A 21,314-nucleotide genomic window follows, 5' to 3' on the forward strand; every position below is an offset into this window, starting at 1 on the left:
ACACGTTTTTCCCTTTCGAGGGAGGCAATCATGGAGCAACTGTCCTTGGATATGCAGTCCACAGAAGATCGAAGCGGCAAAGATCTTATAGAAAAATTGTTGGAAATATACGACCAGAAATTCATCGGTGAATGTCTTAATAAATTTTCGCCGGGACACTGGTGTCGTGAAACAATTAACCGCTGGTTAAAAGGCAAAGCCACTCCGGTTCTCAGTATGGCGGAGTTCGAACATTTGCAAAGCCTGTTACCAACAGAAAAGGTAAAACCTGAAACAGCTGATTTTCGTTTTATAGATTTATTTGCGGGTATTGGTGGTATTCGCAAAGGGTTTGAAGAGCAAAATGGTTTGTGTGTTTTTACCAGCGAATGGAATAAATACGCAGTTCGCACATACAAAGCAAATTATGCATGCAATGAAAAGTACCATACCTTCAACGAAGATATCCGTGATGTCACGCTAAGCCATATTGACGGAATTAGCGAAGAAGAAGCGTACAGCCACATTAGGAATGTAATACCTGATCATGATGTACTGCTGGCAGGCTTCCCCTGCCAACCATTTTCTATTGCCGGTGTGTCAAAGAAAAATGCGTTAGGCCGGGCTCATGGTTTTGAGTGTAAAACACAGGGCACCCTGTTTTTTGATGTGGCAAGGATTATTGCAGCCAAACAACCGGCAGCCTTTGTGCTTGAGAACGTAAAAAACCTTAAAAGCCATGACAAAGGACGGACATTCAAAGTAATTATGGAGACCCTGGACGAGCTGGGGTATTGGGTCGCAGATAGTGATGTTACTGGTTCAGGTGATCCGAAAGTTATTGATGGTAAACATTGGCTGCCACAACACCGGGAACGAATCGTCCTTGTTGGTTTCCGTAAAGACCTGAACGTTCATAATGGTTTTACATTGAAAGATATCGCTAAAATGGCACCAGCTACTAAGCCGCTACTTGGTGAAATACTTGATAAAGAGGTTCCGGACAAATATATATTGACTCCGAATCTCTGGCAGTATCTTTATGATTACGCAGCTAAGCATAAAGCAGCTGGAAATGGTTTCGGTTTTGGCTTGGTGAACGAAGACAGCCATAGTACCAGAACACTTTCCGCTCGTTACTATAAAGATGGTTCAGAAATTCTTATTGACCGGGGCTGGGATTTCAATAAAGACTTTGCCGATGATGAAAATCTCAAAAACAGGCCACGAAGGCTCACTCCTCTTGAGTGTTCAAGACTAATGGGTTTTTGTAGAACCGGTGAAAGTAGTTTTAAGATTCCAGTCTCTGATACTCAGGCATATAAGCAGTTCGGTAATTCGGTAGTGGTACCGGTATTTCAGGCCGTAGCCCAATTGATGAAAGACCGGGTAATGCAGGCTGTAAATAAGCAGAATCGTAAAGCAGTCGCCTGAAGGTTTGGTCAATTTACAACTGATCCTATATACCTACGTTAGGTAATTGAAATCACTTAACGTAGGTAGTCAAGAATGCTTCCAAGCTACTCAAATAAATAAAGCGACATTATTCTTAATAGTTTAAGAGTATGCTGATTATTGTAAAAAGTTCTGGTTTACGTTTTTAGTGAACGGATTTCAGCTATGAAGTCACCAAAACTCATTAGCCAAGATGCCTGCGCTGTTGTGTATGTTTCATGCAAAGCCTTCGGTACTACGAGCTGTAAGTTCAAACTTTGCATTTGATCAGTTTGTGCCTCGCTAATAGCATGCTCAAGAGTGATAAGGTGTTTTTTCTCGATTCTACTGCCTTCGGCTAGAACTTGCCTCCAACGGTCCTTGCAAGTGGTTTTTGCTCCGAGTATACGAAGGCGATCCGCAGGAAAAGTAAGATCTTGATACTTACCAGAACTTGGAAAAAGAAAATCAGGTTTTTGTTTTCCTTCTGTCAGCGCGCCGCGTTGAAAGATGAGCTTGTTCTCTTTTAGAATATGTTCGATATGGTTTTCAAAAGCATGCCCACTTCTGGATTTTCTTCGGTTCTGAACACTGAGTGAAAAACTGACAAAAGCATCTACATCATCGCCGTTTTCGCCAAATCCACTCTTGAGTTTTTCTTTGACAATATGCCTTTCCAACTGCCTAAACGCAGACTCTTCCGTTTCCATCCATTGAATGAGAGCATTGTCAGGGGTTTCAATAGGGCATACTTCAGGGGAATATCTTCTCGCAAACTCTGAGAAATTCCTTGTTTTAGGAAAAGCATTACCAAACTCTTCTAATATTAAGTCCAGATAGTCGCCATAAGTGTGGCCAATTTCAAGCCCATAACGAGCAAACATTAGCCTAATAGGTGTGGCAATACTGCTCTGAATTTCTACTTTCTTAAGTCCCTTTTCGTTTGCATTTAGACTTTGAGCGCCAAATATTGCTCGGACCTGGTTTTCGTGTTCACTTTGCGGTGGACAGAAAATCATCAGAAGTTGTCTTTCATGCGTGAGGGCTATCAAAAAGAAATCACCGGTCTGAAAGCGCTCAGTGACATCATTCGATTTGTAGTACAGACGCCATTCTGGAGAACGATCTGGATCCTTAAAGCGACAGTCGTACCAAGTTACAATATCTTCATTTAATATTGTGAAGCCATCATCTTCTAAATAAACTAGTGTTGCCGGTATCTTCGTTTGCTTACCATCATTATGCATGCCAAGGTACTCGCCAATACCCGCGAGAGGAAGGCCACCGATTTCATGCTGGTTGGATGTTTTTGGATCAGCGTCAACGGCACTGAGATACTTAAATGCAGCGGCTTTAAATACGTCATTTAGCTGCTCGAACATTTGTTCAACTCCCGATTGCTATTTCTAGATAGTAGTTTGAGTGCTTTGATAATTGATACTACCACTGATAATTGCTACTGAATATTAATCGTCAAAGTCTGATTATTAACATATAGCGTTTGTGAGAAAGGACAACTGATGTCAGACGTACATACAAAAGAAGTCAGAAGCAAAAACATGGCTGCCATCAAAGGTAGAAATACCAGGCCCGAAATGTTGGTACGCAGAGCATTGCACAAAGCCGGGTTCCGCTACCGGTTGCATGTTGCCAACTTACCGGGTAAACCAGATCTGGTATTTTCCAAATACAAAGCCGTGATCTTTGTCCAGGGCTGCTTCTGGCATCAGCACCAGTGCGCTATGTTTCACTGGCCGAAAACCCGCACTGACTGGTGGAAGCAAAAAATCAGCGCCAACCGGGCGCACGACGAAGCGGTGCAGGACAAACTGCGCGAAATGGGCTGGCGGGTGTTTCTGGTTTGGGAGTGTGCGTTAAAAGGAAAACATAAGCTGCCGCTTACTCAGGTTACTTCAGAGATTTCAGATTGGCTATGCAGCGGCACCAGCTTTGCTGAGCTGCCTGCAGCCTGACTTAATATCCATTCTTATAGTAGTTCTACACTTTTATGCGCAGAAAAATGTAATTATCTACACTTTTATGCGCATAAAAATGTGGGGGTGTTTGTTTTTATGCGCAGAAAAGTGTAATGTTGGCCCAGATTGGCTATGTAAAGGTGTGTTATGGAACGCGGGTTATTGACTGAACTGCTTAGCTGGAAGGCGAAACCTGAGCGTAAACCCCTGCTGATTGATGGCGCCAGGCAAACCGGCAAAACCTATTTACTGCAAGTGTTGTTGGGCCAGCAGTTTTCGCAGGTACTGCGGATTGATTTTCTTGAGTCGCCGCAAATGCAGGACGCTTTTGCCGGCTCGTTAAGCCCCGGCGATGTGCTGAGCAATATCGAGCTGCTAACAGGCCAGCGTTTTAATATCGCAACTGACTTACTGATCCTCGATGAAATTGGTGAATGCCCCCGTGCGGTGACGGCGTTAAAGTACTTTGCTGAGCAAACCCCGCAGGCTTTTATTGCCGCCAGCGGTTCTAACATCGGCTTGTTAAATACCTTCCCAGTTGGCAAGGTTGAGCAATACAATTTACGGCCGCTAACCTTCCGCGAGTTTTTACAGGCCTCTGGCGAGGCAATACTGTTAAAAGCTTACGATGCCGGGCAAAACTCTGCAGCGGCGCACACTAAGTTGTTTGATAAGCTGACAGATTATTACTTTACCGGCGGTATGCCTGAGGCTGTCAGCCTGTGGTTTAAGCTGGCTGAACAAAGCATTCTTGAGCGGGTAAAAGCGGTATCACAGGTACATGCCGATTTGTTGGCCGGTTATGTGCGGGATTTTGGAAAATATTCCGGTAAGGTTGATGCCGGTTTGATCGAATCTGTATTTATGGCGGTACCTGCTCAGCTTGCTTCAGTAATGGACGAGTCGGTTAAACGCTTTAAGTTTAAACAGGTACATGAACGCAAATCCCGCTATCAGGAGTTGGAAAGCGGAATCCTCTGGCTGGAGAAATGCCGGCTAATTTTGAAAAACTATCCGGTCGAAGGCACGCCGCGCAGCCCATTGGCCGCCTATAAAAAAGATAATATGGTTAAGTTGTTTTTGTTTGATGTAGGTTTGCTAAATCATATGCTGGATGTCAGCTACCTTGAGATTAAACAGCAGAACTATGACTACAAAGGCTATATTGCAGAAAATTTTGTCCAGCAAGAGTTAGCAGCACTGGGCGTTGCCCCCAGTTTTTCCTGGAGCGATGCCAGGGCTGAAATCGAATTTATTCTGGCTGATGGCGCCGGCAACGTCATACCGTTGGAAGTAAAAAGCGGTAAGCGCACCAAAGCCAGGTCGTTGCAGTCTTATATTGAAAAATGTAACCCGGTTAAAACCATTAAACTAACCGGTACTCAGGGCTCGCCGCCGCTGGAGCAACAGCATCTGGTTTATCCGTTGTACTACACAGCGCGTGCGGTGAGTAAGCACCTGCTGTCGTAAGCATAAAAAAGGAAGAGTTTATGCAAGAATTAGAACTTAAAATACCGCCGGTTGTTTTGGTAATGATTTTTGCCTTTACAATGTGGTTACTGGCACAACTGGTGCCGCCTTTGGCGTGGCCTGTGATTTGGGGTTGGATTTTAGCGGCTGCTTTTACTGTTGCTGGTATAGTGATTGCGCTTTCAGGCGTGCTGGCATTTCGCCGCGCCAATACCACTGTAGACCCGCGCGTACCGCAGCAAACCTCCAGTCTGGTCATTCGGGGTATTTACCGTTATAGCCGTAACCCTATGTACCTGGGGTTTTTACTGCTGTTAACAGCATGGGCGTGTTACTTAATGAGCTTAGCCGCGTTTGCCTTGCTGCCGCTGTTTATGCTGTATATGAACCGGTTTCAGATAGCTTCGGAAGAGCGCTTTCTGCTGCAGAAATTTGGTGAAGATTATCAGGCGTATGCTAAACAAGTAAGGCGCTGGTTGTAATACCAGCGCCTTGCCTATCATATTAATCTGCGACGTTAACCCAAGCTCAGCGCAGCATTACCCCAGCAGCGGCTTTAAATACTGGCCGGTGTAGGATGTTTTGCACTTCGCTACCTGCTCCGGGGTGCCCGCTACCAGGATTTCGCCGCCGCCATTACCGCCTTCCGGGCCTAAATCGACGATCCAGTCGGCGGTTTTAATTACATCCAGGTTATGCTCAATCACCACTATGGTATTGCCATGGTCGCGCAACCGGTGCAGTACGTTCAGCAATTGCTGAATATCGTAAAAATGCAGGCCGGTAGTTGGCTCGTCCAGAATGTACAGAGTTTTACCGGTGTCGCGTTTACTCAGCTCGCGTGCCAGTTTTACCCGTTGGGCTTCACCGCCTGATAAGGTGGTAGCCGACTGGCCCAGCTTAATATAGGTTAAGCCAACGTCCTGCAGGGTTTGCAGTTTGCGCTTCACTGCCGGTATTGCTTCAAAAAAGGCCAGCGCGTCTTCCACCGTCATATCCAGCACTTCGTGAATATTTTTGCCTTTGTATTTAATTTCCAGCGTTTCGCGGTTGTAACGTTTACTTTTACAAACATCGCACGGTACGTACACATCCGGTAAAAAGTGCATTTCCACTTTAATCAGGCCATCACCCTGACAAGCCTCACAGCGCCCGCCCTTTACATTAAAGCTGAAGCGGCCTACCTGATAACCGCGTGAACGGGCTTCCTGCGTGCCGGCAAACAATTCGCGTACCGCGGTAAAAATACCAGTGTAAGTGGCAGCATTTGAGCGCGGCGTGCGGCCTATCGGGCTCTGGTCGATATCGATAACTTTATCAAAATGCTCCAGGCCTTTAATTTCTTTATGCGCTGCCGGATCGGCACCCTCGCCTTTGTTCAGAACCCTGTGCGCTACCCGGAATAAGGTGTCGTTGATCAGGGTAGACTTGCCCGAGCCTGATACCCCGGTAATACAGGTCATTACGCCAAAGGGAATGGCTAAATCGACATTTTTCAGGTTATTGCCGCTGGCGCCCAGTACTTCCAGCCACTTATCAGTAAGCTTTGTCCGCTTTTCCGGCACCGCAATTTTGCGGGTACCGGCCATATACTGGCCGGTTAACGATTTGGGCTCGGCCATAATCTGCTCAATGGTGCCCTGGGCAACAACATTTCCGCCATGAACGCCGGCGCCGGGGCCGATATCGATAATATGGTCGGCGAGGCGAACCGCATCTTCATCATGCTCTACCACAATAACGGTGTTGCCTAAATCACGCAGGTGAGTCAGGGTGCCAAGTAAGCGTTCGTTGTCGCGCTGATGCAGACCAATAGAGGGCTCATCCAGCACATACATTACTCCAACCAGGCCGGCGCCAATCTGGCTGGCCAGCCTGATCCGTTGCGCTTCACCGCCCGACAGGGTTTCGGCACTGCGCGATAAATTCAGATAGTTCAGGCCCACGTTAACCAGAAAGCTCAGCCGGTCCTGAATTTCTTTTAGTACTTTTTCAGCAATCTTTGCCTTTTGGCCCTGCAGGCTTAATTTTTGGAAAAAGATCAGACAATCGCCAATCGACAGCTCGACAACTTCGGGCAGGTTGGTTTTACCAATAAACACATGTCGGGCCTCAGTGCGAAGCCGGGTGCCATGGCAGCTGGGACAAGCCTGGCTGGCCAGGTATTTGCTTAGCTCTTCGCGAACAGAATTCGATTCTGTTTCGCGGTAGCGCCGCTCCATATTCGGCACAATGCCCTCAAACGGATGGCTGCGCAGCACTACATCGCCACGGTCATTCAGGTACTTAAAGTCCACTACCGTTTTGCCACTGCCGTACAGGATCGCATCCTGTTGTTTTTTGTTCAGGCTGCTAAAGGGTACATCCAGTTTAAAGCCGTAGTGCTCTGATAGTGCTTTAAGCATCTGAAAATAATAGAAATTACGCTTGTCCCAGCCCCGAATAGCGCCGCCGGCCAGGCTCAGCTCACTGCTGACAATGACTTTATTCGGGTCGAAAAACTGCTTAACGCCCAGGCCGTCACAGCTGGGGCAGGCACCGGCCGGGTTGTTAAACGAAAACAATCGCGGCTCCAGCTCGGTCATGGAATAACCACAGGTGGGGCAGGCAAAATTAGCTGAAAACACCAGTTCGGCCGCGTCGGGTTCATCCATAAAGGCTACTTTGGCGACGCCGCCGGATAGCGCCAGCGCGGTTTCAAACGACTCAGCTAAGCGTAGCTTAATGTCGTCGCGTACTTTTATCCGGTCAATCACTACTTCAATAGTGTGTTTTTTATGTAAGTCGAGGGTTGGCGGGTCAGATAAGTCACACACTTCGCCATCTATCCGGGCCCGGATGTAGCCCTGGGCAGCCAGATTTTCCAGGGTTTTAACATGTTCGCCTTTGCGCTCCTGCACCACCGGTGCCAGTACCATTAGCTTGGTGCCTTCCGGAAACTCAGTCACTTTATCCACCATCTCGCTGATGGTTTGCGCGGCTAAGGGCTGGTCGTGCACCGGGCAACGCGGCTCACCAACCCGGGCAAACAACAGCCGCAGATAGTCGTATATTTCAGTAATGGTGCCAACGGTGGAACGCGGGTTATGCGAGGTAGACTTTTGTTCAATGGAAATAGCCGGCGACAAGCCCTCAATATGGTCAACGTCGGGCTTTTCCATCATGCTTAAAAACTGCCGGGCGTAAGCCGATAACGACTCGACATAACGGCGCTGCCCTTCGGCATACAGGGTGTCAAAAGCCAGTGACGATTTACCGGAGCCGGATAAGCCGGTGATCACAATCAGTTTATCGCGCGGAATTTGCAGCGAAATGTTTTTCAGGTTGTGGGTACGGGCACCCCGAATATCAATTTTATCCATTGTGGTTTCCGGTTGTAGGCGTTGAAGGCACGAAAGCTGTACAAATATACACTACATGGCGTCAATAAAAAACCAGCTAACTTAGTCTAGCTGGCTTTAGTTGGTTACATGGAGTAGTTGGCGATGCTGCTTTGGGTGGGGCTACGAATTACAACACCCGCCCCGGCTCGCCACAGCAACTCGCCCTTTTCAGGGCTCAGACACTCTGTGGCGACCGAAACGGGGTTCTAATCCTCGCTAATTTAATCACCGGGTAACCCGAAGCGTTATGCATCCTGATACGACGCCGGCATTAGATTGGCTCTGTTTGCCAATAAAAAAGCCCCCGCGTGAAGCGGAGGCAATACGGGTGAAACCAGGGAGTATTGGTAGAAAATTTAAAGGTAGATCCAACATTCCGCTAACGTTGCTCCGGTGCGGTGCTTAGGGCATTATGGGTGTTAAAACGGCACAGCTTAGTGGCCAGCCAAAACAACGGAACCCTGTTCTTTAACGGAAGTATGCAATGAAACAAGCGGCAAAAGTCATGACCCTGGCCGATATCGCCAGAATGGCCGGGGTGTCAGAGTCTACCGCGTCGCGCGCTTTGCGTGACAACCCGGTAATTAACGCGCAAACCCGGCAAAAGGTGCAGCAAATTGCCGCTGATCATCAGTTTAAGGTGAATGCGACAGCCCGCAGTTTGCGTACCCAGAAAAGCCATACCATTGCTGTGATTATTTTATTTGATGCCAAAACCCAACAGGCGATCAGTGATCCGTTTTTACTGGACATTCTGGGGGTGATTGCCGATGAGTTAACTGCCAAAGGCTACGATATGCTGCTTAGCACCAGCAAAACTACTGATAAAGACTGGCGTAGTTATTATTTTGACTCAAAACGCGCTGATGGCCTTATTGTGATTGGCCAGGGTGAACATGATGCACGGGTTGACCAGCTGGCTGCGGCCGGGGTGCCTTTTGTGGTGTGGGGCGCTGCCACCGGCAGTGAACAGTTCCCGATTATTGGCAGTGATAACCGTCAGGGCGCACAACTGGCCGTGGCACACTTAATTAAACAGGGCTGTAAGCGGGTGGCTTTTTTAGGCGATATTCGCCATACCGAGATTGAAATGCGTTACCTTGGTTATCAGGATGCGCTACGCGCAGCCGGCATTAAACCTGAACCCGCTCTGCAACTAAACACTGACTTTACCGCCCAGGCCGGTTATCTGCAGACCCAGCAAGCATTATTTGACCAGCTTGACAGCCTGGATGGCATTTTTGCGGCCAGTGATGCTATTGCCATGGGGGCCATGAAAGCCTTGCTGGAGCATGGTATTAAGGTGCCGCAGCAGGTGGCGATAGTGGGTTTTGATGACATTGCGATGTCGGCCTACTGCACGCCGTCGCTGACGACGGTAGAGCAAGATACTCACGCCGGTGGCCAGTTGCTGGTGGCACAATTATTAAACCGGATTGACGGCGGTCAAGCAGCATCACAGCTGCTGCCGGTTAAACTGGTAGAAAGACAATCCAGTTTGCGAGCTAACAAGTAAAGTATTTTTCAGAATCTGATAACGCAAGACTGGAATAACTGTTGGGGCGGGCGTCCCGTCAGCAAAACTAACCGCTAACGCATCTTCCACGCAGATAAAGTATTCAGGCGTTACTCCCCGCCCTTTTGCTGCAGTCGGTTGCCTTATTACGCCGGCAAAGTTTAACGACAACTGCGGCTAAATACGCTTAAAGCGCGCCGGTAATATGCTACACTTGCGCGCTTATTTCTGCTGTTAATCAAAAAATTAATGGATCAACTGAACGCTATTGAAAAACGCGCAGCGTTGGCACTGGCACTGGTATTCGCTACCCGCATGCTCGGCCTGTTTATGCTGTTACCGGTATTTGCATTGTATGGCAGCGAACTGGTCGGCTATTCACCGTTGTGGATTGGCCTGGCGATTGGTGCCTATGGTCTGACCCAGGCTATTTTGCAAATTCCATTTGGCTGGCTTTCTGACAAAATTGGCCGGCATAAAGTGATGTTACTGGGCCTGGCGTTGTTTGCTGCAGGCTCAGTGGTCGCCGCATTGGCCGATTCAGTTTATATGGTTACTTTTGGTCGCATTTTGCAGGGCGCCGGTGCTATTGCCGGGGCGGTACTGGCGCTGGCGGCAGATTTAACCCGCGATGAGCAACGGCCCAAGGTGATGGCGATTATCGGCGCCAGTATCGGCTTATCTTTTGCGTTGGCGATGATCCTGGGGCCATTGCTGGCAAAATGGGCTGGCCTGAGCGGCGTGTTCTGGTTTACCGCAGTTTTGGCTTGCTGTGCTATGTTAATTGTGGCGTTGCTGGTGCCAAAAAGCGTAAGTAAAGCGCCGGTAGCAGAAACCCTGGCGGTGCCTGCCACTTTGCTGAATATGTTAAAACACCGCCAATTGCTGCAGCTCGACATTGGTGTGTTACTGCTGCATTTAATGCTAACCGCGATGTTTGTTGCCCTGCCGCTGTTGCTTAGTCAGTACCAGCTGGCGGCAGAACAGCATTGGCAGGTGTATTTGCCGGTGCTGGTTGCTTCCTTTGTGCTGATGGTACCCATGATGATTATTGCCATGCGCCGGCAGCAGGAAAAAGGTTATTTTCTGGTGGCGATCAGCCTGCTGATTATTGCTATGTTGCTGGCTTATATTGCCACTGACCTATGGTGGTTAATTGCCGCTTTATTGTTATTTTTTACCGGCTTCAACTTTTTAGAAGCCAGCTTGCCGGCAATGGTCTCAAGGGTAGCACCCGCCGGACAGCGTGGCAGTGCGATGGGCATTTACTCCAGCAGTCAGTTTTTTGGTGCCTTTGCTGGTGGCATAATCGGCGGATTGGTGGCAGAGCAATTTAGTTTCCTAATGGTATTTGCCGTGCTGGCCGGTATTGGTTTAATATGGCTGCTTATTGCCCGAACCATGTTGGTACCCGCCCGGGCCCAGCGCCTGTCGCTGGCGGTGCAGGTAACATCAGAGCAGGATGCCAGCGCACTGGCCGGCCAGTTGGCGGCACTTAGCGGTGTGCAGGAAGTCACTATATTATTGGCCGAACAACGCTGTTACTTAAAAGTCAGTTCACAGCAATTTGATCTGGCACAGGCCAGATCATTGGTTGGCACAGGCCAACCTTAATTTTTTCAGGAGAAATCGCATGGCGCGTGGAATTAACAAAGTTATTTTAATCGGCAATCTGGGCGCCGACCCGGAAGTGCGTTATATGCCACAGGGCGGTGCCGTTGCCAATATGACCCTGGCAACCTCAGAAAGCTGGACCGACAAAAACACCAACGAGAAAAAAGAGCAAACCGAGTGGCACCGGGTAGTGATTTATCAGCGCCTGGCTGAAATTGCCGGCGAATACCTGCGTAAAGGCAGCAAAGTTTACATTGAAGGTAAGCTGAAAACCCGCAAGTGGACTGATAAAGACGGCGTTGAGCGCTACACTACTGAAATTGTCGCCAACGAGCTGCAAATGCTGGATGGCCGCGGTGACGGTCAGCAGCAGGGGGGCGGGATGAGTGGCGGCCAGCAGGGCGGTTACCAGCGTCCGGCGCAACAACCTGCCCAGCATGGCGGCTATCAGCAGCCACAGCAAGGTGGTGGCTACCAGCAACCTGCTCAAAACGCACCACAGCAGGGTGGCTATCAAAAGCCGGCGCAACAACCGTCACAGCAGCAACGGCCACCGATGGAGCCGCCAATCGATTTTGATGACGATATCCCGTTCTGACCACCGAAAAAGCCTGCTTAGTCAGGCTTTTTTGTTTAGCCTGACGGTTCTCTGAGCAGGTGGCGCGACATTGCGAATTCTCCACACGTCCGACTGGCATTTAGGCCAGCATTTTATTGGTAAAAGCCGCGCGGCCGAGCATGCGGCTTTTTTGCGCTGGCTGGTGGCGCAGGCAGATGAGCTGAGTATTGATGCCATTGTGGTTGCCGGTGATGTGTTTGACACGGCTACCCCGCCCAGTTATGCCCGCGAGTTATATAACCAATTTATTGTTGATTTGCAGCCAACGGGCTGCCAGCTGGTTATCTTGGGCGGTAACCATGATTCGCCGGCCGTGCTGGCAGAAAGTAAACGGTTACTGGCCAGGCTGAAGACTGCGGTGATACCCGCAACTGCGGCCGACTTAGCTGAGCAATTGCTGGTACTGACTGATCAGCAGAGTGAACCTGCCTGCTTGCTGGCAGCGGTACCGTTTATAAGGCCACGCGATGTATTGCAAAGCCAGGCTGGTCAGAGTGGCCAGCAAAAGCAACAGGATCTGCAACAGGCTATCGCCAGCCACTATCAACAGTTATTTGCTCTGGCCCAGTCGTATAATCAGCAGCATAAGCTACAGTTGCCAATAGTGATGACCGGCCATTTAACCACTGTTGGGGTTAGCCAGTCAGAATCGGTGCGGGATATTTATATTGGCACGTTAGAGGCGTTTTCGGCCAGCCAGTTTCCCCCAGCCGACTATATTGCGCTTGGCCATATTCATCAGGCGCAGCAGTTAAACAGTACAACTGATATCCGCTACAGCGGCTCGCCGATACCACTCAGTTTTGATGAAGCACGCCAGCAAAAACAAGCCTGGTTAGTCGAATTCAGCGCCGGGCAAAAAAAGGTCAGCAGTATTGCTATTCCATGCTTTCAGCCTTTAGCCAGTATAAAAACCGATTTAGCCAGTTTGCCAGCCATGCTTAAACCGCTGCTGGCCAGCTTAGGCGGCGATAAACGGCTATGGCTGGAAGTGGTGATCGGCCAAAGCGATGGCTATTTAACCGATTTGCAGCCCAGAGTTGAGCAGTTGCTAAGCGATTTGCCGGTTGAGCTGCTGAGACTACGCCGCGAACGCAGCAGCGTTACTAATTTACAGCAACTAAAGCAAACCAGCCTGGCTGAACTGTCGCCATCTGATGTCTGGCAGGCCCGGCTGGCTGATGAAGTTTTATCAGCAGAGTTGCAGCAACAACTTACCGCTTTATACCAGCAGGTACTGGCAAAAGTACTGGACGACGACCAGCACAGCGACTTAATGGCTAACGGTGATAGTACATGAAAATTTTGGCTGTGCGGCTGCAGAACCTGAATTCTTTGCGGGGCGAATGGACTATCGATTTTCGCCAGCCTCCCTTCGACAGTGCCAGTTTATTTGCGATTGTCGGCCCTACCGGCGCCGGTAAAACCACTATTCTCGATGCCATTTGTCTGGCGTTGTATCACCAGACACCCCGGTTAAAAACCTCGCCAACCAGTAACGAGCTGATGAGCCGGCACAGCAGCGAGTGTCTGGCAGAAGTGGAGTTTGAAATAGCCGGTCAGGGCTATAGGGCATTCTGGAGCCAACGCCGCGCCCGCGGCCAGAGCGACGGCAATTTGCAACCGGCAAAGGTGGAGCTGGCGCGGCTGGATGGCACTATTCTGGCCGAAAAAACCAATGAAAAACTGAAACTGATTACTGAGTTGACCGGCCTGGATTTTGGCCGTTTTACCAAGTCAATGCTGCTGGCTCAGGGCAGTTTTGCGGCTTTTTTAAATGCTGATGCCAACGAAAGAGCCGAATTACTTGAAGAGCTGACCGGCACCGACATATACGGCCGTATTTCCGAACAGGTATTCAGTGACGCGCGCGAGCACAAAGTATCACTTGAGTTGTTACAGGCCAAAGCTTCGGCAACCGACTTGCTCTCTGCCGGGCAGCAACAAGCACTGACGGCCGAACTGACCCGGATAAAAGCGCAACTGAGTGAGCACCAGCAGGTGGTGAGCAAACAACGCGAAGTGCTGCAGTGGCGCCAGCAGGTTACTCAGGCAGAGCAAGCTCTGAATCAAAGCAAGCAGGAAACAACAGCGCTAAGTGCTGAGCTGGCACGACAGCAGCCAAGGCTTGACCGGCTGAAAAATCACCAGCCAGCCAGTAAACTGGCACCGCTTTATCAGGCCCTGCAGCAATTACAGCAGCGCTGGCAGGCGCTGCAAACAAGCCTGCAACAGCTTGAGCAAAATATAGCGGCCAAGCGCACCGAGCAAGGCAGCTTGTTATGGCAGGGGTGGCAATGTTTACTGGTTGAACAGCAACAAGCTGAGCAGCAGTTGCAGCAACTCAGCCAGCAACAGCAAAAATTGCAGCAACAACAGGCGCAGCTGGCCACGACATTACAGCAGCAAACTCAGGCGCATACCACTTTGCAGCAGCAACTGACAAAGCTGGCTGGCGGCGCTGATACTGCGACATTACGTCGGCAGCAGCAGCTACAGCGCGAACGGCTGTATCAGGTGCAACAGGCAGCGCAATTGCTGGAGCAGCAGCGTAAAAAGCAGCAGCGACTGGCTGATCTACAGCAGCAGTGCGCCGAAAAACAGCAGCAATTAGAGCCGCTGGCCGCGGAACTGGGCTCACTGCGCCAGCGTTTCAAAAGTCTAAGCGAGCAAATTGCAGATAAAAAACAATTACTAGCGCAACAGCGGCTGATTATGCAGCTATCGGAACACCGGACAAATTTGCAGCCGCAACAACCTTGTCCGCTCTGCGGCAGCACAGAGCATCCGGCGGTCAGTGAATATCAGCAGCTGGATGACTCAGCTACCGCAAAACAACTTGCTGCAAAAGAAGCGGAGCTAATTAAGGTGCAACAAGCCGGCGAAGCGGCGCGCACCCGGCAGGCGGCGCTGACAACTGCCATAGCTCAGCTGCAGCAGCAAGCCGGACAACAACAAGCTGAACTGGATGACGTCCGCAGCCAGTTACGGCCGCTGTTGCAGGCAGAAAGCATCACAAACTCTGCAGCCGATGCTGAAACGCTGGCTGTATTACACCAAACCAGCAAGCAACTTCAGCAGCAACTGCTGGCCAGCGAGCAGCAGCTAAGCCAGCTGGAACAGCTGCAACAGCAGTTACAGCAACTGGCTGATGAGCAGCAGCAAACCGGGCGCCGGCAAACGGATGTCAGTCATCAACTGGCTTTGCTGGCACGCCAGCAACAAAACCTGGTTGAACAACAGCAAGCCCGCAGCAGCGAGCTGGAAAAATGGCAACAACGATGGCAGGCATTGCAGCAAACTGAGCCAAAACAAACTGTAACGCAGCTTAATCTGGCCGAACTGACCAGCCGTTTACAACAGCTGCAGCAACAGGTGCAGCACTTCGAGGGGCAAGCGCAGGAGTTGCAACGGCAGCTGGAGCAAGCCGCAACAGAGCAACAACACGCCGCTCAGCACTGGCAGCAAGCGCTGGTATCCAGCGAATTCAGCAATGAAGCCGCCTTTCAGGCTGCCTTGCTAAGCGATGCTGAACTAAATGAACTGAGTGCCCTGCAACAGCAACTGGAACAGGCAATGGTGGCCGGCAACCGCTTACTTGCTGACCGGCAGCAACGGGTTGACGAGCTATTAAAGCAGCAACTGAGCAGCGAAAATGAATCACAGTTACAGCAGCAACTTCATCAGCTTGAGCAACAGGCGCAGCAACTTACTGAGCAGCAAGGCCAGCTGCAACATCAGCTGGCAAGCGATCAGCAGCGCCGCATGGCTCGCCAGAGTGTTTTAGCAGAAATCGCCGCCGCAGAGCAGCAGCTTACATTGTGGCAACGACTCAACAGTCTGATTGGCTCGGCCGATGGTGCTAAATACCGGCGTTTTGCCCAGGGCCTGACATTGCAACAGCTGATAGTACTGGCCAATCGTCAGCTGCAGTTGTTGCACAATCGGTATCAGCTGGCACGCCATCCAACTGCTGAATTAGAGCTACAGGTGCTGGACACCTGGCAGGCTGATACCGCGCGGGATACCAAAACCTTGTCCGGCGGCGAGAGCTTTCTGGTCAGTCTGGCACTGGCGTTAGCTTTGTCAGATTTAGTCAGTAATAAAACCAGTATTGATTCACTATTTCTGGATGAAGGCTTTGGCACCCTGGATGCTGATACCCTGGAAAGTGCGCTGGCGGTGCTGGATCAACTTAATGCCAGCGGAAAGATGATCGGTATTATCAGCCACGTAGAAGCGCTTAAACAGCGGGTGCCCGTGCAGATCAGGCTGGAAAAACAGCATGGGCTGGGCTACAGTCAGATCCAGATCAGCCGCTAAGGTTTCAGGCTGAAGTACGTTGCTTTTTAAGCAAGGCTGCAAATTCAGCGGCCGGCACCGCTTTACTGAAATAATACCCCTGATAATAGTCACAACGTTGCTGGCGTAAAAAAGCCAGCTGTTCTGATGTTTCTACGCCCTCGGCCAGTACCTTAAACCGCAGATTGTGTGCCAGATCAATAATGGCTTTTGCAATACTCTGGTCATCCTCAGCTCGTGGCAGGTTTTCAACAAAGCGTCGATCGATTTTTAGTACGTCCAACGGCAGCCGTTTTAAGTAAGCTAAAGAAGAATAGCCAGTGCCAAAATCATCAATAGCAAGCTTAATACCCAACGCTCGCAAGGCCAGCATGGTTTTGATCACAACATCTTCGTCACCCATTAAAGCATTTTCCGTCACTTCCAACTCCAGACAAGCCGGATCAAATCCTGTTTCCTGCAATATGGCGTTTATTTTTTGTTCTAAGTCGCCTTTATTAAATTGCTGGGCTGAAACGTTGATAGCTAAGTTAATATTTGCCAGGCCCTCCAACTGCCAGGCCTTACCCTGCCGACAGGCCTGTTGCAACACTAAATTACCAATCGGGTGAATAAGGCCGCTGGCTTCTGCAAGCGGAATAAAGGTATCCGGGCTTATTATTCCTTCGCTTGGGTCTATCCAGCGTAATAGTACTTCAGCACCAATAATCCGGCCGCTGTTAATATCCAGTTGTGGCTGGTAATAGCAGGTCAGGTGGTTCTGCTTCATTGCATTACGTAAGCGCTGCTCCAGTACCAGTCGTTCCCGTGCCTGTAATGTCAGGCTATCTGAATAAAAGCTGTAAGTATTACGACCATCAGCTTTGGCCCGGTACAATGCCGCGTCAGCACCCTGTAACAAGGCTTCAGCGCTGTCGGCGTGTATTGGATAAATACAGATGCCGACTGAGGCGGCCACATTAACATCTGTCTGCTGGCCCAGGGTAAAGGGCGCATTCAGCTGTTTCAGAATTTTGTCAGCCACTCTGGCGGCATCTTCCGGTTGCGCCAGTTGCTCTACCAGAAACACGAATTCGTCGCCGCCCAGCCGGGCCAGGGTATCGGTTTCCCGGCAACACAAATTCAGCCGCTCCGTAACCTGCAGTAACAAACTGTCGCCGGTATGATGACCGAAACTGTCGTTAATATCTTTAAAGTGATCTAAATCCAGGATCATCACTGCCAGAAATTGCTGATTACGTTTGGCCAGTTTAACGGCACTGGTTAACCGGTTGCTAAAATGCTGCCGGTTGGGTAACTGAGTTAACGGGTCGAACTCGGCCAGGAAGGCCAGCTCTTTGGCCTGACGTTTACGTTCGGTCAAATCAATATCAATACAGAAAATTTGTGGTGGTTTGTCAGGCAGCTTTACCACGGCATGGTTAGAAAATACTGAAATCAGTGAGCCATCTTTACGTTTTAGTGTCAATTCTTCTGCTGGAATAGGTTCGGCATTTTCAGCCATGTAGGTGATGGCCTGACGAACTTCAGGGTGCGCCTCCTCCGGAATAATTAATTCCAGCAAGCTGCGACCAAGTGCCTCTTCTTTTGTATAACCATAAATCAGCTCACTGGCGCGGTTCCAGTAAATGGTGGTACCCGACTCATCATAGCCCTGCACTGAAATTTGCGGCGCGTTATCCAGCAGGGTTCGAAAACGCAGCTCACTTTCCAGTAGTTGTTGCTCGGCTATTTTCTGGGCTGAAATATCCTGCACCACGGCAATAAAATAGGGCGATTCGTCACGTATATCATGCGCTTTGGAAACCGCCATCTTTACCCAAATGCTGTGGCCCGCTTTATTGAAGTAGCGTTTTTCCATGGTATAGCTGCTGGTGATGTTCCGGGATAACTGATTAAACTGATGCTGGTCCTGATCTAAATCTTCCGGGTGAGTTATCTGCTGGAATGACATCCCCAGCATTTCAGTGGGGCTGTAGCCCAGCATGGCAGCAAAATGCTGATTTACTCTTAACAACTGGCCGTCCGTCCCAGCGTGGGCAATGCCAGCCGCTGCCTGTTCAAACGTCTGGCTGAATGCTTGTTCACTTGCCTGTAATGAGGCAGTTAACCGCTGATGCTGGCGTAACAACAGCCAGGCTAGCAAACCGGTTAAGCCGACATAAAACAATCCTTTATAAGTCTGATAGCGGGCAAACTGCTCAGCGTTGTCTGTCAGGATTAACAATAACTGGTCGCTGAATAAAATCCACATAACGCCAAGCAGAAGATACATCAGTACACCCATAATCGGGTACAAGCGTAGCATTCTGGCAGAGCGGTTTTGTTTCATTGTTTACATCTCTGGCACAAATGGCGTGGTGCCGTTAACAGGAAGTCAGGAAATTAAGCATAGTTTAAAAAAAGAAATTAAAAAACTTATTTAGAGGGATTCTTATTAAATAAGAATGCCTTAGCCGATAAAGCCGGCTAAGGCATAAGTCAGTTAAAAAGAGTAGACCAGCGTAAGAGAGGTTTGAGTGTCGGTGTTTTCTTTATCTGGTTGAACGTCAGAATCGTTCTGGACCAAAAAAGCGGCTTTCATCTGCATGGCGCCATTAATTTTTGCTGTCAGGGCCGTTTCAGCAATGGTACGGGTATTATCCTCACCGTATTCAACGCTCAATGTCTGACTAAACGCCGCTGACTCACTTATTTGCCAGTTATATGAGGCTGCGCCACGGACAATAAAACCGCTTTCAGATTCACCGGTTGCCCGGGTGCCGCTGAAATAACCCGGACCAATTTCAGCGTCCAGATGCTGTGTTTCAGCGTCATAAAGCCGGGTACCATAACCTACTGCCACAGTATTATATTTTTCAAATGCACCAAATTTATCGCTGGTATGGGAGCCGATAATAAATAAATTATCGTGTTCGGTATCCAGTTTATATGCACCTTTTGCGGAAATAAGATAGCGCTCAGCAGACCGTTCCGTTACGGTGTTGCCATCGGCATCGGTTTTTTCATCTTCTTTAAAAAAAGCGCTGACAATATACTGATTACTCCATGACTCCAGTTCCTGGCGGGCATCAATTTTGCCTGTTACAGATGTGCCTACGGTATTGCCAGAGGTCGTGATCGCACCCAGCTCAGCTGAGGTTTGCCATACCTTTGTCTCGTCAGCGCCGGTTTCCTGCGCACTGAGGGCGCTGCTGACAGCAAGGCTGCCCAACGCCATAACAGTGAAAAGCTTCATGCTTACTCCTTAGTATCAGTTTGTTCTTTAAATAAATGCACATCCATTTGCGGGAACGGTATACCAATGCCTTTCTCATCAAAGGTCAGTTTAACTTTTTCCAGCGTATCCCAGTAAACACCCCAGTAGTCGGCTGAGTTTACCCAGGGCCGCACATTCAGATTGACTGATGAATCAGCCAGCGCGCCAACCTTAATACTGAATGCCGGGTCGGCCAGTACCCGCTCATCGTTGCTTAGTATTTCTTCCAGCAATTGCTTTGCAAGAAGCAAGTCAGAGTCGTAACTGATACCTATGACTAAATCAACACGCCGTATGGGCTCTGCAGAGTAGTTGGTGATGGGATTGCTGGTGATCTGGGCATTTGGCACAATAACCCGCTTGTTATCGGGTGTTTTCATCTGAGTCTGGAAAATTTCAATTTTTTCAACCGTGCCGCTGACACCACCGCCATCAATAAAGTCGCCGGCTTTAAATGGCCGGAACAAAATAATCAGAATGCCGGAAGCAAAGTTTGCCAACGACCCCTGTAACGCCAGACCAATGGCCAGACCGGCCGCACCCAGAATAGCAACGAAGGCGGTGGTTTGTACTCCAAGTTGCGATAACGCCATCAGAATAGTGGCAATAAGAATCATGGCATAAACAATACTAACCAGAAACGCAACCACCGCTTTATCAACTGAGCGGGCAAGCAGACCGCGCTCCAGTAGACGGGAGAGTCCTTTGGCGACAATCCGGCCAACATAGAAAATAACAATAGCAGCAACCAGTTGCAGCAGGTAGGTCAGCATAAGTTCATGATTTTCATTGTAAAACGTCGTTATCTCTTCCATTGCCCATTCCTTTTTAAAACGTAATATCGATGCCAGTTTAGCAATTTTGGGCCGGTGATGGTATGTCGGGCCGGCAAAAAGCTAAAAAAACTTGGTTGCACAGCTAAATTTGGCTAAAATAAGCAACCTGTACTGCGGTGACTGTAGCTCAGTTGGTAGAGCCCCGGATTGTGATTCCGGTTGTCGTGGGTTCGAGCCCCATCAGTCACCCCACTCTTTAATTCTGATACTACCGACAAATTCCCTCGATTCGGCTACAGCGGCCAGATGCTTGACCCTTATAAGTCCGCCCTCTATTGTTAAGATCATTTTCAACTTATATTTGTACCAAATATGGATCTAACTTCCCTGCAACAGCAACTACAATGTCCAGACCTTGCTCCGGTAGAAACTTGGCAGCCGAAGTTTTGTGGTGACTTACCGCTGTTAATTACCGCCGACGGTTGCTGGCTGTACCAGGGCAGCGAAATACGCCGGCCCGCCATGGTAAAACTGTTTGCTTCAGTGCTTATTTGCCAGCAACAACAATATTATCTGCAAACACCAGCAGAGAAAGTGCGGATCCAGGTAGAAGACGCACCTTTTCTGGTGGTTGATAGTCAGTGGCAAGACACCGCAAACGGCCCCCTGCTTACTCTTACTACTAATATTGGCGATGCAGTGAGTGTCACGCCCAGCTATCCGCTGCGCTTAAAGTCGTTTGCACAACAACGCTTACCTTATTTGCAATTATGGCGGGGCTTGTCAGCGCGGTTAAATCGCAATACCTATTATCAGCTGATTGAGCAGTGCACCGAAGTTTACTGTGCTGGCGAGCGTCATTATCAGCTGAAAAGTGCAGGCTATCCTTTTACCCTTGGCGTGCTGAGCTGACTTTGCATTTTAACTGACAAAACAGGGGCTGTACCGCAGAGGCATTGCTAAGCTGCTGTCGGCGAGGGCACATT

The 21,314-nt window shown here is 49.5% G+C and carries 15 protein-coding genes and 1 tRNA gene; 11 read left to right on the forward strand and 5 right to left on the reverse strand.

Annotation, left to right across the window (positions count from 1 at the left end):
- The first annotated feature begins 30 nt into the window (after nt 1-30).
- Complete coding sequence (dcm, locus tag KQY15_RS14845; protein ID WP_217670523.1) at nt 31-1,413, forward strand: DNA (cytosine-5-)-methyltransferase; 1,383 nt, start codon at nt 31-33, stop codon at nt 1,411-1,413.
- A gap of 158 nt (nt 1,414-1,571) precedes the next feature.
- Here dcm and KQY15_RS14850 read toward each other — a convergent pair whose 3' ends face one another.
- Complete coding sequence (locus KQY15_RS14850) at nt 1,572-2,795, reverse strand: type II restriction endonuclease (protein ID WP_217670525.1); 1,224 nt, start codon at nt 2,793-2,795, stop codon at nt 1,572-1,574.
- A gap of 138 nt (nt 2,796-2,933) precedes the next feature.
- Between KQY15_RS14850 and KQY15_RS14855 the strand changes: the two genes are divergently transcribed.
- The 3 genes from KQY15_RS14855 (at nt 2,934) to KQY15_RS14865 (ending at nt 5,341) form a co-directional block, all read left to right on the forward strand.
- Nucleotides 2,934-3,386, forward strand: coding sequence for a very short patch repair endonuclease (locus tag KQY15_RS14855; RefSeq protein ID WP_217670527.1), 453 nt, complete (start codon nt 2,934-2,936; stop codon nt 3,384-3,386).
- A 150-nt stretch (nt 3,387-3,536) separates the two neighbouring features.
- Entirely contained in the window at nt 3,537-4,859 is a 1,323-nt protein-coding gene (locus tag KQY15_RS14860; protein ID WP_217670529.1) for an ATP-binding protein, read from the forward strand.
- A gap of 20 nt (nt 4,860-4,879) precedes the next feature.
- Entirely contained in the window at nt 4,880-5,341 is a 462-nt protein-coding gene (locus tag KQY15_RS14865) for a methyltransferase family protein (RefSeq protein WP_217670531.1), read from the forward strand.
- 57 nt (nt 5,342-5,398) lie between these two features.
- Here the strand turns inward: KQY15_RS14865 and uvrA are convergent, their stop codons facing one another.
- Nucleotides 5,399-8,221, reverse strand: coding sequence for an excinuclease ABC subunit UvrA (gene uvrA, locus KQY15_RS14870; protein WP_217670533.1), 2,823 nt, complete (start codon nt 8,219-8,221; stop codon nt 5,399-5,401).
- Between the two features lie 505 nt (nt 8,222-8,726).
- Between uvrA and KQY15_RS14875 the strand changes: the two genes are divergently transcribed.
- From KQY15_RS14875 to sbcC, 5 genes are all read left to right on the forward strand, one after another.
- Entirely contained in the window at nt 8,727-9,758 is a 1,032-nt protein-coding gene (locus KQY15_RS14875; protein ID WP_217670535.1) for a LacI family DNA-binding transcriptional regulator, read from the forward strand.
- A 249-nt stretch (nt 9,759-10,007) separates the two neighbouring features.
- Complete coding sequence (locus KQY15_RS14880; protein WP_217670537.1) at nt 10,008-11,372, forward strand: MFS transporter; 1,365 nt, start codon at nt 10,008-10,010, stop codon at nt 11,370-11,372.
- Between the two features lie 19 nt (nt 11,373-11,391).
- On the forward strand, nt 11,392-11,970 hold the full coding sequence (gene ssb, locus KQY15_RS14885) for a single-stranded DNA-binding protein (protein ID WP_217670539.1): 579 nt from the start codon (nt 11,392-11,394) through the stop codon (nt 11,968-11,970).
- Nucleotides 11,971-12,040: 70 nt separating this feature from the next.
- On the forward strand, nt 12,041-13,291 hold the full coding sequence (sbcD, locus tag KQY15_RS14890; protein ID WP_217670541.1) for an exonuclease subunit SbcD: 1,251 nt from the start codon (nt 12,041-12,043) through the stop codon (nt 13,289-13,291).
- Nucleotides 13,288-16,314 (forward strand): exonuclease subunit SbcC, encoded by a 3,027-nt coding sequence (gene sbcC, locus KQY15_RS14895; RefSeq protein ID WP_217670543.1) that lies wholly within the window; start codon nt 13,288-13,290, stop codon nt 16,312-16,314. The genes sbcD and sbcC overlap by 4 nt, the downstream gene beginning before the upstream one ends.
- 4 nt (nt 16,315-16,318) lie before the next feature.
- On the opposite strand, the gene KQY15_RS14900 is transcribed toward sbcC, so the two are convergent.
- From KQY15_RS14900 to KQY15_RS14910, 3 genes are all read right to left on the reverse strand, one after another.
- The gene (locus KQY15_RS14900) at nt 16,319-18,625 is read right to left on the reverse strand and encodes a sensor domain-containing protein (protein WP_217670545.1); all 2,307 of its coding nucleotides are present in this window, start codon (nt 18,623-18,625) and stop codon (nt 16,319-16,321) included.
- A gap of 153 nt (nt 18,626-18,778) precedes the next feature.
- Nucleotides 18,779-19,531 (reverse strand): DUF481 domain-containing protein, encoded by a 753-nt coding sequence (locus KQY15_RS14905; RefSeq protein ID WP_217670547.1) that lies wholly within the window; start codon nt 19,529-19,531, stop codon nt 18,779-18,781.
- 2 nt (nt 19,532-19,533) lie between these two features.
- The gene (locus KQY15_RS14910; RefSeq protein ID WP_217670549.1) at nt 19,534-20,367 is read right to left on the reverse strand and encodes a mechanosensitive ion channel family protein; all 834 of its coding nucleotides are present in this window, start codon (nt 20,365-20,367) and stop codon (nt 19,534-19,536) included.
- 137 nt (nt 20,368-20,504) lie between these two features.
- On the opposite strand from KQY15_RS14910, the gene KQY15_RS14915 reads away from it, so the two are divergent.
- Together KQY15_RS14915 and KQY15_RS14920 are read left to right on the forward strand one after the other, a co-directional pair.
- Nucleotides 20,505-20,580: transfer RNA gene (locus KQY15_RS14915), tRNA-His, on the forward strand.
- A gap of 120 nt (nt 20,581-20,700) precedes the next feature.
- On the forward strand, nt 20,701-21,240 hold the full coding sequence (locus KQY15_RS14920; protein ID WP_217670551.1) for a DUF1285 domain-containing protein: 540 nt from the start codon (nt 20,701-20,703) through the stop codon (nt 21,238-21,240).
- The last annotated feature ends 74 nt before the right edge of the window (nt 21,241-21,314 follow it).

The organism is Arsukibacterium indicum, from assembly GCF_019100565.1.
Taxonomy (GTDB): domain Bacteria; phylum Pseudomonadota; class Gammaproteobacteria; order Enterobacterales; family Alteromonadaceae; genus Alishewanella; species Alishewanella indicum.

Bases quoted from the DNA above. Each gene is read 5' to 3' on its own strand.
- dcm (WP_217670523.1), top strand. From the start codon at position 31: ATGGAGCAACTGTCCTTGGATATGCAGTCCACAGAAGATCGAAGCGGC.
- KQY15_RS14850 (WP_217670525.1), bottom strand. From the start codon at position 2,795: ATGTTCGAGCAGCTAAATGACGTATTTAAAGCCGCTGCATTTAAGTAT.
- KQY15_RS14855 (WP_217670527.1), top strand. From the start codon at position 2,934: ATGTCAGACGTACATACAAAAGAAGTCAGAAGCAAAAACATGGCTGCC.
- KQY15_RS14860 (WP_217670529.1), top strand. From the start codon at position 3,537: ATGGAACGCGGGTTATTGACTGAACTGCTTAGCTGGAAGGCGAAACCT.
- KQY15_RS14865 (WP_217670531.1), top strand. From the start codon at position 4,880: ATGCAAGAATTAGAACTTAAAATACCGCCGGTTGTTTTGGTAATGATT.
- uvrA (WP_217670533.1), bottom strand. From the start codon at position 8,221: ATGGATAAAATTGATATTCGGGGTGCCCGTACCCACAACCTGAAAAAC.
- KQY15_RS14875 (WP_217670535.1), top strand. From the start codon at position 8,727: ATGAAACAAGCGGCAAAAGTCATGACCCTGGCCGATATCGCCAGAATG.
- KQY15_RS14880 (WP_217670537.1), top strand. From the start codon at position 10,008: ATGGATCAACTGAACGCTATTGAAAAACGCGCAGCGTTGGCACTGGCA.
- ssb (WP_217670539.1), top strand. From the start codon at position 11,392: ATGGCGCGTGGAATTAACAAAGTTATTTTAATCGGCAATCTGGGCGCC.
- sbcC (WP_217670543.1), top strand. From the start codon at position 13,288: ATGAAAATTTTGGCTGTGCGGCTGCAGAACCTGAATTCTTTGCGGGGC.
- KQY15_RS14900 (WP_217670545.1), bottom strand. From the start codon at position 18,625: ATGAAACAAAACCGCTCTGCCAGAATGCTACGCTTGTACCCGATTATG.
- KQY15_RS14905 (WP_217670547.1), bottom strand. From the start codon at position 19,531: ATGAAGCTTTTCACTGTTATGGCGTTGGGCAGCCTTGCTGTCAGCAGC.
- KQY15_RS14910 (WP_217670549.1), bottom strand. From the start codon at position 20,367: ATGGAAGAGATAACGACGTTTTACAATGAAAATCATGAACTTATGCTG.
- KQY15_RS14920 (WP_217670551.1), top strand. From the start codon at position 20,701: ATGGATCTAACTTCCCTGCAACAGCAACTACAATGTCCAGACCTTGCT.